The sequence below is a fragment of the Pseudoalteromonas xiamenensis genome (assembly GCF_017638925.1).
Classification (GTDB): domain Bacteria; phylum Pseudomonadota; class Gammaproteobacteria; order Enterobacterales; family Alteromonadaceae; genus Pseudoalteromonas; species Pseudoalteromonas xiamenensis.
Genome location: NZ_CP072133.1, coordinates 1,907,366 through 1,920,579 on the forward strand (window position 1 = coordinate 1,907,366; position 13,214 = coordinate 1,920,579).

Consider the following 13,214-nt stretch of genomic DNA (forward strand, 5'->3'; position numbering starts at 1 on the left):
GGCTTCGGCCTCTTTTTTTTATCGCTCGCATATTCCAATCATCTAGGCTATAAATAAATGAGTTATTTTATGGAGAATCTACATGAGTTTGGCGAGACCGGTGTGGTTAGGGGTCATTTTCCAGTGGCTGATATTGGGCGCGGGCTATTTGTGGTTTCAAGAACAAACCTCCGTGTGGATAGTGCTCATTATCGCCACACCGATAGCTGCAGCGTTTTTGGTACAGTACTTTATACAACGTACGGTGCGCTCTAAAAGCTTGCTGAACGACCTTATTAATGCCTTATCGTCTCCAGAAGGTATCGATCTGACTTTCCGTTTCGACGAAACAGACAAGAACCTACCTCCAGCGTGTTTTGCTATTAATGCCAGCCTGTCGACCCTAGAGCATATTATTGGCGAAGTACACAATTCCTCTTGCCGCCTGACTCCTATGGCTGACGACTTACGTGACACCTACGCTTCAATGACACAAAAAGCCACCATCCAACATTCGCATGGTCAGGATTTAGCAAACTGTATTGGTCGCATGCTCTCTGCATCCCGCGAATTGGACAATAATTTGCAGCAAATACATGAGTCCGTGCTGTCTGCAACGTCAGCGGTCCAACAAACGCGATCGGACACAACCAAGAGTCAAGCCAGCTTGGTTGAACTTGCCAAGAACATCGAAAAAACCAGTGAACAAATCATTACATTGAAAAAGGACAGCGACGACATAACATCGGTTATCGACGTGATCAATGCTATCGCTGAACAAACAAACTTGCTGGCACTCAACGCCGCGATTGAAGCTGCTCGCGCTGGGGAACAAGGTCGTGGTTTTGCAGTCGTTGCGGATGAGGTTAGAAACCTAGCGGCACGCACCAGTAAATCCACACAGGAAGTGCGTGTCATGGTTAATAAAATTCAAGCGGGTACGGATGCCGCGAACCAATCAATGCAGGCGGCGTTGGAAGATACCAATCGCACCGTACAGTTGTCTGAGGCGTCGACTAAAGAAGTCGATCACATTGAAGCGGCCATGGTTGATATCAGCAATATGTCGAGAATCATTCATGATCAGGTCAATGAACAACAACAAGTTTCTGACGAGGCGCAAGTCAGTATTGATGCAATGGTTGAACTCAATACCGATGCGCTTTCTACCTCCCGAATTCAAGTTGTGTCGAATCTAGACTTGCTGGCACTTGCACAAAGTATTCAAGAGAAACTATCACTCTTCAAGGTGACCTTTCCCGCACCGGACAAAAATCCAAGACAATTGAAACAGCGTGAAAGTCACCATAAAGCGGGAGATAGTCAGGCAGCCCCTCAGGTCATACCCTCATCAGGAGACATCGAGCTGTTTTGATGACTGACTTAGTTCGTCACATAAAATAAGGTAATAATCTTGAAAATGTGCGTGGTCATTTGTTGCAATAGCACGCTCAAATTGCGCCGTCGTTGAAGCAATTTCGGCAAATCCAAACGTCATTGCAGCACCCTGCAGTTTGTGACAAAGCGTTCGGATACCTTCCCAGTCATCCGCTTCGAATAAAGTGATGAGATGTGTTCTGTCCTCATCCAGGCCATTGATGAAACTGATCTTCAAATCACTTAAATCAACTTCAAATAATTTTTCCGCTTGCTTATCACTGTTATCAAGCACCTGCGCCAAAACGTTGTACATCATGCGGCTATCAAATGGTTTCGCCAAATGGCCTGTAAAGCCTTCTTCTAAATAACGATCTACTTCGTGTGACAATACATTCGCCGTCAAGGCAAAAATCGGCCCTACATAGCCGCTTTTGCGGAGCAGATGCATGGCGCTTAAACCATCAAGTTCAGGCATTTGAATATCCAAAAGTAATACATCTGGATATTCGCGCAGTGCTAATTCAACCGCTTCTTTACCATTCTCAGCAGCAATCACCGTTAAACCAAATTGCGTTAAGAACCGTACCGCAAGCGCTCTATTTTCAGGGTGATCTTCAGCGACTAAAACCGTTCCGGCTAACTTATTTTGTCTTGTTGAGGTATTCGACAATGAGGAAGGCAAAGACACAATATCGTTGTCTAAGGAAGAACTTCGACAAAGCGGCATGCTAAGTACAAATTGACTACCTACACCATAGGTACTTGAAGCACGAATGTCCCCGCCCATCATTTCGGTGAGCTGTCGCGAAAGGCTTAGACCCAAGCCACTGCCACCAAAACGACGCGTAATACTATCATCGCCTTGTTTAAAACTATCAAAAATGACCTCTAGCTGCTCAGGCTTCATTCCTATTCCTGAATCTTCAACTGCAAAGTACAGTCGTGAATCGGACATCGAAATGGATAATTTTACCCACCCTTTTTCCGTAAACTTCAAGGCATTCCCAAGCAAATTAACCAAGACTTGCTTAAGACGTACATAGTCCTCGCGGATCCAAAAAGGCTGTGACAGCGAATGTTCGAAATCCAGCTCTAGGCCCTTCGTTTGTGCAGTCACGTCAAACAACGCGCGTAAGTCTTCTAACAACACCACCAAGTCAAAGTCTGATTTTTGAATGTGCAGCTGGTCTGCTTCAATCCGACTCAAATCCAAGATGTCATTGATCAATTCGTGCAAATGAGCACCTTGGTTTTGAATAACCGCCACACTGCCCCCGATCTCAGGGTGATTCGCTGCAATGTCTTGTAATATTTGAGCATGCCCGAGAATGGCGGTAAGCGGTGTGCGAATTTCATGGCTCATATTGGCTAGGAACTGACTTTTTACACTGTCGGAGCGACGTAAATCTCGAGCTACGCTTTGCAATACTTCCGTTTGGGTTTGCACTTCTTTTTCTAATTTTAGCTTTGCGGTACGCTCAAGATTGCGAATGTACCATGCGACAAAAGCGGTCAGTAACAGCACCATAGATAAACCCGCGATAGCAAATGTCTGACGACTCTTCGTCATTTCAAGTAACTGCAACGTTTGCTGTTGTTTTAGTTCAATGACTTCTTGGGATAACTGCTGGGCTGCGAAGTTACCTTCAAAATCTTCAAGCTGCTGCAACAACGCTTTATTTTGCAAATGACGATGGCTCGCAAGAAACTCTTCTAGTTCTACAATCGCTTTTTTGTAATCACCTGTTGCCGCGGCGTAGAGACTCGCGAGTGCTTGCCCATCCGCTTTTTTAAGTGGGTCTTCCAATTTCGACGACAGCATGTCTATTTGGTTAATGGTATCGTGGACCTTAGCTAAATCTCCTTTTTGTAACTGCCACTTTGCAAATGGCACCAAAACAGCAAGAAGCGCTGCATCATTGTTGGCTTTCTCAGCGTAATATTGTCCACGAAGCACCTCTTTTCCTGCTCGCTCAAAATCATGCCCTCGAATACTTTGGTTACCAAGATTTCCATAGTGAATTGCAAGATTTCGCTCATCATCTACTTGCATGTAATAGTCGATAGCCTGCTGAAAATAGTTTCTTGCACTTTGTAGCTCACCGATTTCAGACATCACGACGCCTAAATTGGCTTTGGCAAGTGCTTGCCCAGCAGAATAGTCGAGTTGCTCGTACATCGAAGCGGCTTGTTCCAACATTTTTGCCGCAGTATCAAAACGAGATTGGCGAGTATAGGCACTCGACAAGTTAAGCAACATATCCGCTTTATCTTGGTCGGTACCGAATTGTTGGTAGAGTTTTTGTGCAGCAAGATAGTGTTTCAATGACAAAGAGGTCTGATTCACATCGCTGTAAACCAGCCCTAAATTGCTCTCAATACTTGCGATTTCTAACGGTTTGTTACGCAGCTTTGCCGTTTCCAGCGCCTGTTTATATTGTGCTGTTGCGGTTTTATAATCGCCAAGGTAATACGCGCTAACGCCCAGCATTTTCTGGGCAAAAAAGCGATATTCATCGTTTGGGGATGTGGTGAGTTTGAGCAAACGGACTAGATATGGATTGCTTTGTGTAAATTCGCCTGCTTTTAGCGATGTAATGGCGATGTGTTTGAGAATGGCTTTGGTTGTTTCAACATTTGGAGCTTGCTCAAGCAGAATCGACTCCCCATCATGTTGGGTTTGAGGCCATTCAGACTGCGCAAAAAAAGCGTCCAGCTTCGTTGATAGCAAATCACTTTCGCCTGCACTGAGACCAAAATTGAGCAGGAGCAACATCAGAGTCACTTTGATTTTTAGCGCAATTGTTCTTTTTTTTATTGTGCCGTTCATTCTGAGTCCGTTCCGCATTGCGTATGAGTACGAGTGTGCTAAGGTCAACATACATCAACTCCTGAATCGGAACAATGTATAACCCCCTGTGCGAGCCAATTTTTGACCTACTTTTAGAGCAAAAAACCTTCAAAATTCATTCATTGTACGACGCTCTGCAGAATCGTGGCGTAGTCGCAACCCAAGATGATAATCCACAGCGCGATCTATTCAAGAAAAACTTCTTAATAATGAATGCTCTATTTCAACTTCGAGCTCAATTACAACAAGAAGGGTGGTCGCTGCTGATAAGCACCTTGAACATTGAATTACTGCCATCGTCTGAGTTAACACTCAGCGCTGCAGATCCGCTCGAGGCATACTATACTGACTGGACTAACTTCGACACGTCGGAGGCCGAAATCAATGCCTTGTTTGAGCAATTTTGGCAAAATATGGCGTTTCAACAGCAAAAACTCCGCACCGAAATTTCCCTAGATACCATACATTCCAGTTGGTCACTCCCCACCCCCTTAACGCATCGAGCACTACAAAAAAGATGGCGAGCGCTTGCATTGGAGTTTCATCCAGATAGAGCCTCGGGCGATGTGGGTATATTTCAACGTCTTGAACATGAATATCAACAACTAAAAGCCTTTGTCGCAAATTTAGACAACTAAACGGTTTTTAATTTATTTCATTGCATGCATTTGCCACAATGGCTGCTTGTGAACAGTCTAACAATACTTGGGAATTATGAAGCAGCTACTCTCTCTCTTTACCGTTACGTGTGCCTTACTGTGCACCAGCGCAAGTGCTCAAGAATTTACTAACGAGCAACTAAATCAAGTTAATACTCTCAGAACAAATGCAATGCAAAGCGATTTAAGCTGGCAGATTTTAAGCTCCTTAACCACGGAAATAGGCCCTCGCCTACCAGGCACCGAAAATGACAAACTAGCCGTCGCGTGGGCACAGAAGCAATTCAAAAGTCTGGGCTTTGACAAAGTTTGGGTTGAACCAGCCACATTTCCAAATTGGCGTCGCTATCACGAGTCAGCAAGTATTACACTACCAAGCCATCAACCACTTCATATCACCGCTTTAGGCAACAGTGTCAGTACGCCAAAAGCTGGACTAAAAGGCGAGGTCATCCTGTTTGAAACATTTGAAGAGTTAGTGGCAGCACCTGAAAATAGCCTCAACGGTAAAATTGCGTTTATTAATTATCGTATGAATCGTGACATTGATGGGAACGGCTACGGCCCTGCAGTAAAGGCTCGTAATAAAGGTGCGGTGGAAGCCGCTAAGAAAGGCGCGGTGGGATACATCATGCGCTCCGTAAGTACCGGTCACCATCGCTTCGCTCATACTGGTGGCAGTCATTACGACGAAAGAGTCACCAAGATCCCAACTGCAGCGGTTGCCAATCCCGATGCCGATCAACTTGAGCGTTTGATTTCAATGGGTCATACCGTCAACATTGACATGAACATACAAACCGAAGATTTAGGTGAAGGCACAAGCTACAACGTTATTGGTGAAATTACGGGCAGCGAAACACCAGAGCAATATGTCTTAATCGGTGGTCATTTGGATTCATGGGATTTGGGCACAGGCGCTTTAGATGACGGTGCTGGCGTTGCACTAACCATGGCCGCGGCCAAACTCATTAAAGATGTAAAACGCCCAAAGCGTAGCGTGCGCGTTGTGCTGTTTGCCGCTGAAGAGTTAGGGTTATGGGGCGCAAAGGCCTATTTTAAGGCGAATGAAAAATCGCTCACCAACATTGTCGCGGCTGCTGAATCGGATTTTGGCGCAGGCCAAGTTTACTCGTTTGAATCCAATGTACACGCTCAGTCACTACCGATTGTCCGTGCGATTGCACAAGAACTCGCGCCGCTTAACATCACCTACATTGGGAAAAATGAGGCACATGGTGGGCCAGACTTAATTCCTTTCAAACAAGCAGGTTCCGCTCCCGTATTTGGACTTGATCAAAATGGTACGGACTACTTTGATTACCACCACACCGCGGATGATACTTTAGACAAAGTTGACCCAGAGAAACTACGCCAAAACACAGCAGCCTACGCAATTTTTGCTTTTATGGCAGCAGATGCTAAAAACACGATCAAAGCAAAATAGTCACTTCCTTGACTAGAAAAGAGGTGAGTCTACGACTGACCTCTTTTCTAACTTTGTGCTTCACCCAACATGGTACGTCTGGTTTGCAACAAACGATTCATTGCTTCCACATTGAGCGGTTTGCTGTGCCAATAGCCTTGTGTCAAATCACACTCAAGTGATTGTAGATATTCAAACTGAGCCTGCGTTTCAACCCCTTCAGCAATGACTTTTAGGTTTAAATTCGCTGCCATTGAAATAATTGCACTCACTAAGGCGCAATCTTCAGGATCGTCCGGAATATCGCGAACAAACTCGCGATCAATTTTTAACTTGGTAAGCGGGAAGCGTTTCAAGTAACTCAAAGAAGAATAACCAGTGCCGAAATCATCTATTGCCAATTCCACACCCATTTCCCTCAGCGCCATTAACTGATGTAACGTATGATGCGTATTGTCGGCCAAGACTGTTTCCGTGATTTCCAGAGTCAAACAGTGTGCGGGTAGGTCCGTATCACGCAGTACTTTTGCCACTAAAGACGCAATGTCTTGTCGCTTAAACTGCGTACTGGAAACGTTGACTGTAATAAAAAAGTCCGCGTTTTCTTTTTCACGCCAACTTTTTGCTTGCGCACAAGCTTGATACAACACCCATTCGCCAATCGCGACGATAAGCCCTAACTCTTCGCTCACGGGAACAAATGTGGCGGGTGATACATGACCTAACTGAGGTGAGTACCACCGCAATAGGGCTTCTGCCCCTTTTAATTTCCCTTGGCCATCGACAATCGGCTGATAATTAATTGAAAGTTCTTTATTAATGAGCGCTTTATATAATGCGCCTTCCAATCGGCTTCGCGCTTTTGCGTGTTCATGCATCGCTGATGTGTAAAACTGAAAGCAATTTCGGCCATGTTCTTTGGCTTTATACATCGCACTATCTGCATTACGCAGTAACACTTTTCGATCTGTGCCATCATCAGGAAACAACGTAATGCCCATACTGCCCGACACAAACGCTTCGTGGCTTTCCAAACTGTATGGACTGCTCAACGCTTTAAGTACCTTACTTGCAATCTTTTCAATATCAGCTATCGAATTCACGTCCGGTAACAACAAAGCAAACTCATCCCCACCCAAGCGAGCAACCGTATCTGAGACTCCGGGTACAAGCTTTTATGCGATTCGCCGCTTCAATCAGTAAGAGATCGCCAATATGATGACCGAGCGTGTCGTTAACCGCTTTGAAACGGTCTAAATCAATAAAGCAAATCGCGAGACGCATTCCTTCGCGCTGTGCGCGCAAAATTTCTTGGTCAAATTTATTGTGATAGTGGTGGCGATTAGCGAGACCCGTCAGATTGTCGAAGTTCGCCTGCTGCCACATCAGTTGTTCATTTTTCTTGCGAGAGGTGATGTCGTTAAAAAGCGCAACGTACATCTCAATCTCTCCGCTATCCGAAAAGACGGCAGACACCGTTAACCAACTTGGGTAGATATCACCATTCTTGCGACGATTCCAAATTTCGCCTTCCCAGTGTCCTTGTTTATTTAGCGTGTCGTAAAGTTGAGTGAAATAGGCTGTGTCATGGCGACCTGAACTGAAAATGTCAGGTGTTTGACCCATGACTTCATGTTGCTCGAAACCCGTTATTTCCGTAAATGCTCGATTGACAAGTTGGATGCGATTTTGTCTATCAGACACCAACACACCTTCATTGGTCGTCGCAAACACGGTACTGGCTAAACGCAGTTCTCGCTCGGCTTCTAGGCGTGCTTGAATATTGCGAATGATGTACAAAAACCCTTGTTGTTTACCATGTCTATCATTTACCGCTTCACAGCGAATTTCAGCAGGAAACGGCTTATCTACCAACCTCACCATCAGTTCTGCAACTTGATTATCGCCAAGCGACATACCTTCAGGACAATCGACAAAATCACACAAAACCTTACCAACCCAATTTTCAGGGAATGCCTGATGGACTCGTTGATTACCTGACAAAATAACGTGATGTTCATCCGTAAAAACTAAGTAATCGTCAAACGCGTTGAAGATAGCCCGAAGTGTCGAACTGTCGTGTTCCGCTTTTCGTTTTGCCTCTCTGAGTCGAAACGCCATAAATATGACGATGACTAATGCGCCAATCATCATTACCAGAACAACGTACATCAACACCCATTTTACGGCGTCGGCTTCTTCGATAGCTTGAGTTTGCATTGCAACTTGCTGTTCCAAGTTTTCCTGATAATGCCAAAGCTCCTGCTGCAAATTGCGCTGGGCACTTATGTCTTGGATAACGGACAACAACAACGTTTGTCCATGCACTGTAAAAGGACTTGAAAACACCTGTACAGTGCGGATCTCACCACTTTTCAATTGATGTTGGAAAATAAAATAATTTCGCCCTTCTGACACCGCCGCTTTTCGCTCCGCCGCCACCTGTTCAGGTGTCAGTTGATTGATTTGTTGAATTTTAAGTGAAGTCAGAGTAGGTAAATCATATCCATAGAATATCGCGACGGCGTCGTTTGCTTCTACAATTCGCCCTGTCGAAGGCTCAATAATGAGCATGACTGCACTGTGATTTGAAAACGCTTGTTCAGGAATTGGCATCGCCCACGACGATACACAAACCAAGAGCATCAGGATGCTCGCGATGATTTTATTCAAGCCTCAACCCTACCACTGGCTAAAAACAGACTCTTCAGAAAAATGGTTAACACCATAAAGGCTACAATCCTATCAATTCACACTAATTGCATATTGCGCAATATCAAACAATACCGATTGTCTTGCCAAACTGAGCAACGGTCAGAACCTAACATGAATAGAGCATAAATGTGATTGGTATCAAGGCACAATGGTTTTATTCAGACGTGTTACAAAGTGTAGCAAGCTATTAGATTCTCGCCATCAACTCCATGGATAGGACTACCGTCTTTGTCAGGAGTTGCTACAATAGCACGCAAGAAAAGAGAAGTGCTGCTTATGAAATATAAAGACTTACGTGATTTTATTGCTTTACTCGAAGACAAAGGTGAGCTTGTTCGAGTGACTCAGCCTGTATCGACCTATTTGGAAATGACCGAAATTGCTGACCGTACGCTACGCGCCGGCGGCCCTGCGATTTTGTTTGAAAACCCCGTAGGCCACTCAGTCCCCGTTCTCGCGAATCTATTTGGCACCCCAAAACGTGTTGCGATGGGTATGGGACAAGAGGATGTCAGCGAACTACGCGAAGTTGGTAAGCTCTTAGCCTTTTTAAAAGAACCAGAACCACCAAAAGGCATCAAAGAAGCACTCGGTCAGTTACCTGTCTTTAAACAGGTGCTCAACATGCCAACCAAAGAACTCAAAAAGGCACCATGTCAGGACGTTGTGCTAGAAGGCGATGACGTCGATCTGTACACGTTACCGATCCAACATTGTTGGCCTGGCGATGCGGCACCACTGATCACGTGGGGTTTGACCATTACTCGAGGGCCAAACAAGAAGCGACAAAATCTTGGAATATACCGCCAGCAACTCATTGGTAAGAACAAAATCATTATGCGCTGGTTATCTCACCGTGGCGGTGCACTCGATTTTCTCGAGTGGTGCGAAAAACACCCTGGTGAACCTTATCCGGTTTCTGTAGCCTTGGGCGCGGATCCTGCCACTATTTTAGGGGCCGTCACACCGGTTCCTGACACCCTAAGCGAATACGCGTTTGCGGGACTATTGCGTGGCAGCAAAACCGAAGTCGTTAAATCCATTTCAAATGATCTGCAAGTCCCTGCAAGTGCCGAATTCGTGCTTGAAGGGTACATCATGCCTGGCGAAATGGCGCCAGAGGGGCCGTATGGCGACCACACTGGCTACTACAACGAAGTCGATGATTTCCCTGTGATGACAGTAACGCACATCACGCATCGTAAAGACCCGATTTATCATAGCACCTACACAGGTCGTCCACCCGATGAGCCAGCTATTTTGGGCGTGGCATTGAATGAAGTCTTCGTACCAATACTGCAAAAACAGTTCCCAGAGATCGTTGATTTTTATCTCCCGCCTGAAGGTTGTTCATACCGTATGGCTGTGGTCACGATGAAAAAGCAGTATCCAGGGCATGCGAAGCGCGTAATGATGGGTGTTTGGTCTTTCCTACGCCAATTCATGTACACGAAATTTGTGATTGTATGTGATGACGATGTTAATGCAAGAGATTGGAATGACGTCATCTGGGCAATCACCACTCGAATGGATCCTGCACGTGATACAACATTGATTGAAAACACACCGATAGACTACCTTGATTTTGCCTCGCCAGTATCTGGACTTGGCTCAAAAATGGGCATGGATGCAACCAACAAATGGCCAGGTGAAACGGACCGAGAATGGGGTACGCCTATCGTGATGGATGAGCAAGTCAAACAGCGCGTTGATGAGATTTGGGATAGTCTCGGTATTTTGCCCAAATAGCGCAAATTATGATACAGTGCGCGGCATTCGCGTCCAATGTGCAACTTTAATAGGTAAAGCATGCAAACACTACAAGCAGCGGTCACTCGCATTGCACCGCTCACAGAATTTGTATTTCAGGTTGAGCTTACACCGGAACAACCCGTTTCTTTTTTAGCCGGACAATATTTGCAAGTTGTCTTAGCTGAAAAAGACAAACGCGCGTTCTCAATTGCCAGCAAACCGTCGCAAACCAACCTCATTGAGTTGCATATCGGCGCAGGGGCTGTTGATTCTTACGCGATGCAAGCCTTGGCATTTTTGAAAACGGCTCATGAAGCAAATCAAACGGTTACGATTGAAGTCGGTTTAGGCAATGCACATTTACGCGAAACACCAAGCATGCCAACTATTTTGCTCGCCGGTGGGACTGGATTTTCTTACGTTAAGTCAATTGCAGACCATTTAGCTGAAATTAACTACGATCAACCCGTCTTTTTCTATTGGGGTGTTAAAGTAGAATCGGCGCTTTATGCAAAAGAGGAAATGGAAGCTTGGGCAAAGCGTCGTCCCAATTTCCAATTTATTCCAGTGGTAGAAACACCGGAAGGTGAATGGCAAGGCCATACAGGCTACGTGCATCACGCGGTTATGGCGGACATCGTCTCTCTTGAACCTTATCAAGTGTATATGGCGGGCCGTTTCGACATGATAGGTATTGTTCGCGATGACTTTCTAACGAAAGGGGCTATTCGTGAAAATTTATTTGCTGATGCGTTCGCATTCATCAAGTAATTGATTTCTTATCAATCGATTACTAACCACAGTGATCGATTGATAAAACCCATCATATCAATTCAAATAATCCATTTTATTAATAATTTAGTTCTTCCCATACTGTAAACATCAAAAACGATATCCTGCCTATCAAGGAGTCTACTATGCGTACAGTTAAACAAATCATGACCACGCAATTTCCGCACGTCTTTGCCTCGATGGAGCTTACCCAAGCACTGGATGCGATGAACAGCTACGGTGTGTTTGGCACCCCAGTGATTGACCAAGAGGGTTACTTAATTGGTTTTATCTCGGAACAACAAATGCTCAAGCCGTTGCTGGACAACAGCTATTTTTGCAACGGACAGCTTGCGGTAGGGGATTTAATGTCAACTGAGCCGTTGTCAGTATCGCCTGAGATGAATGTTGTCGACTTAGCTCAATTAATGGATGGAAATAAACCCAAAATTTACCCTGTTGTTGAGCATGGTAAAGTGATTGGTTTGGTGACACGTGGACGCGTGATCCAGGCTTTAAAGCAAGATTATTTGAGCTGCTCGTGTCATTAAGCAGCTCTAGAGCATAAAATTATCGACGGGCAGACGCCAAGGTAAGTAACGCTTGTTTCTCATCCGCGCTCAAGAAGGCAATCTCCAGTGCGTTTCGCTGCGCTTTATCGCAATCACTGGCGGATAGTCCGGCTAAAGCGGCGACATTTTCAAACTCGTGTCGAAGCTCTATGCCTTCAACCGCTGGGTCATCAGTGTTAATACAAGCAAGAATGTCGTGATCGAGGAAACGTTTTAGCGGGTGGCTGTCTAACGTTTTAACGGTACTTGTTTGAATGTTACTCGTGAGGCATGACTCAATACCGATACGTTTGTCACGCAAGAAATCCATGAGTTTCGGATCGTGGATAGCGTTTACACCATGCCCAATGCGCGTCGCGCCAAGTTGCTCTATCGCCTGCCAAATACTCTCAGCGCCTTTTGCTTCGCCCGCATGAACCGTCACGCCTAGGTAGGCGTCACGCACTCGCTTGAAATGTGGTTCAAACCATTCTCCTGGAAAGCCGATTTCGTCGCCAGCCAAATCCACCGCGACCATGTCTTCTTTGTGCGCAAGGATAGCATCCAATTCTGCAATGCACTTCTCTACGCCAAAGGTACGCGACATGATGCCAATAAGATTTACTTTCACCCCTAAAGCGCGAGATGCCGATTTAATGCCATCAACCACGGCTTCAACAACCCCTTGCGGATGCAGATTGTGGTTCATCGCCATGTAGTACGGACTAAAGCGTAGCTCGGTGTAGTCAATTCCTTGTGCTTTCGCGTCTTCCACATTTTCAATCGCGATGCGGCGGCAAGCATCATAATCCCCGAGTACTTTGACACCCCAATCAAGTTTTGCAAGAAAGGACATCAGATCGGGGGCGTTGTCCATCACTTGAACATGCGGGCGTAATCCCTCTACATCCGACGCCGGTAACGCCAAATTAAACTGACGCCCTAGTTCCAAAATGGTCGTCGCGCGCACGTTGCCATCCAAGTGGCGATGAAGGTCGAGTAACGGGAGGTTTGGATTTATCATAAGGCACTCAGTTTTTTGGTAAAATTTCGCGGATCATACGCACCTCGCGAAAGATTTCAAGGACATCTGTCCATTGTTGACTGTGATAGTCATAAGTGCAAGCGGA

The 13,214-nt window shown here is 45.5% G+C and carries 10 protein-coding genes; 6 read left to right on the forward strand and 4 right to left on the reverse strand.

Features of this window, described 5'->3' with window-relative positions:
• The first annotated feature begins 82 nt into the window (after positions 1 to 82).
• The gene (locus tag J5O05_RS09235; RefSeq protein WP_208841818.1) at positions 83 to 1,354 is read left to right on the forward strand and encodes a methyl-accepting chemotaxis protein; all 1,272 of its coding nucleotides are present in this window, start codon (positions 83 to 85) and stop codon (positions 1,352 to 1,354) included.
• Here the strand turns inward: J5O05_RS09235 and J5O05_RS09240 are convergent.
• Positions 1,331 to 4,240 carry a tetratricopeptide repeat-containing hybrid sensor histidine kinase/response regulator gene (locus J5O05_RS09240; RefSeq protein WP_208841819.1) on the reverse strand — a complete coding sequence of 970 codons (2,910 nt, stop codon included), beginning with the start codon at positions 4,238 to 4,240 and terminating at the stop codon, positions 1,331 to 1,333. The genes J5O05_RS09235 and J5O05_RS09240 overlap by 24 nt on opposite strands.
• Before the next feature lie 23 nt (positions 4,241 to 4,263).
• Here J5O05_RS09240 and J5O05_RS09245 point away from each other — a divergent pair, with 23 nt between their 5' ends.
• Both J5O05_RS09245 and J5O05_RS09250 read left to right on the forward strand, forming a co-directional pair.
• Positions 4,264 to 4,848: a DNA-J related domain-containing protein gene (locus J5O05_RS09245; protein WP_208841820.1), complete on the forward strand. Its 585-nt coding sequence runs from the start codon at positions 4,264 to 4,266 to the stop codon at positions 4,846 to 4,848.
• A 76-nt stretch (positions 4,849 to 4,924) separates the two neighbouring features.
• Positions 4,925 to 6,316, forward strand: a complete 1,392-nt coding sequence (locus J5O05_RS09250) for a M20/M25/M40 family metallo-hydrolase (RefSeq protein ID WP_208841821.1) — start codon at positions 4,925 to 4,927, stop codon at positions 6,314 to 6,316.
• 47 nt (positions 6,317 to 6,363) lie between these two features.
• Here the strand turns inward: J5O05_RS09250 and J5O05_RS21820 are convergent, their stop codons facing one another.
• Together J5O05_RS21820 and J5O05_RS21825 are read right to left on the reverse strand one after the other, a co-directional pair.
• A complete protein-coding gene (locus J5O05_RS21820) occupies positions 6,364 to 7,413 on the reverse strand; it encodes a putative bifunctional diguanylate cyclase/phosphodiesterase (RefSeq protein WP_280117628.1) in 1,050 nt (349 codons plus the stop codon).
• Between the two features lie 7 nt (positions 7,414 to 7,420).
• A complete protein-coding gene (locus tag J5O05_RS21825) occupies positions 7,421 to 8,968 on the reverse strand; it encodes a PAS domain S-box protein (protein ID WP_280117629.1) in 1,548 nt (515 codons plus the stop codon).
• A gap of 318 nt (positions 8,969 to 9,286) precedes the next feature.
• Here J5O05_RS21825 and ubiD point away from each other — a divergent pair, with 318 nt between their 5' ends.
• The 3 genes from ubiD (at position 9,287) to J5O05_RS09270 (ending at position 12,084) form a co-directional block, all read left to right on the forward strand.
• Entirely contained in the window at positions 9,287 to 10,759 is a 1,473-nt protein-coding gene (gene ubiD / locus J5O05_RS09260) for a 4-hydroxy-3-polyprenylbenzoate decarboxylase (protein WP_208841822.1), read from the forward strand.
• 60 nt (positions 10,760 to 10,819) lie between these two features.
• Positions 10,820 to 11,533, forward strand: a complete 714-nt coding sequence (gene fre / locus J5O05_RS09265) for an NAD(P)H-flavin reductase (RefSeq protein ID WP_208841823.1) — start codon at positions 10,820 to 10,822, stop codon at positions 11,531 to 11,533.
• A 146-nt stretch (positions 11,534 to 11,679) separates the two neighbouring features.
• Complete coding sequence (locus J5O05_RS09270) at positions 11,680 to 12,084, forward strand: CBS domain-containing protein (RefSeq protein WP_208841824.1); 405 nt, start codon at positions 11,680 to 11,682, stop codon at positions 12,082 to 12,084.
• 19 nt (positions 12,085 to 12,103) lie between these two features.
• Here J5O05_RS09270 and add read toward each other — a convergent pair whose 3' ends face one another.
• On the reverse strand, positions 12,104 to 13,108 hold the full coding sequence (gene add / locus J5O05_RS09275; protein ID WP_208841825.1) for an adenosine deaminase: 1,005 nt from the start codon (positions 13,106 to 13,108) through the stop codon (positions 12,104 to 12,106).
• Positions 13,109 to 13,214: the final 106 nt, after the last annotated feature.

Excerpts from the sequence above, each read along its gene's own strand:
- ubiD (WP_208841822.1), top strand. The coding sequence starts at position 9,287 with ATGAAATATAAAGACTTACGTGATTTTATTGCTTTACTCGAAGACAAA.
- fre (WP_208841823.1), top strand. The coding sequence starts at position 10,820 with ATGCAAACACTACAAGCAGCGGTCACTCGCATTGCACCGCTCACAGAA.
- add (WP_208841825.1), bottom strand. The coding sequence starts at position 13,108 with ATGATAAATCCAAACCTCCCGTTACTCGACCTTCATCGCCACTTGGAT.
- J5O05_RS09235 (WP_208841818.1), top strand. The coding sequence starts at position 83 with ATGAGTTTGGCGAGACCGGTGTGGTTAGGGGTCATTTTCCAGTGGCTG.
- J5O05_RS09245 (WP_208841820.1), top strand. The coding sequence starts at position 4,264 with ATGTATAACCCCCTGTGCGAGCCAATTTTTGACCTACTTTTAGAGCAA.
- J5O05_RS09240 (WP_208841819.1), bottom strand. The coding sequence starts at position 4,240 with ATGTTGACCTTAGCACACTCGTACTCATACGCAATGCGGAACGGACTC.
- J5O05_RS09250 (WP_208841821.1), top strand. The coding sequence starts at position 4,925 with ATGAAGCAGCTACTCTCTCTCTTTACCGTTACGTGTGCCTTACTGTGC.
- J5O05_RS09270 (WP_208841824.1), top strand. The coding sequence starts at position 11,680 with ATGCGTACAGTTAAACAAATCATGACCACGCAATTTCCGCACGTCTTT.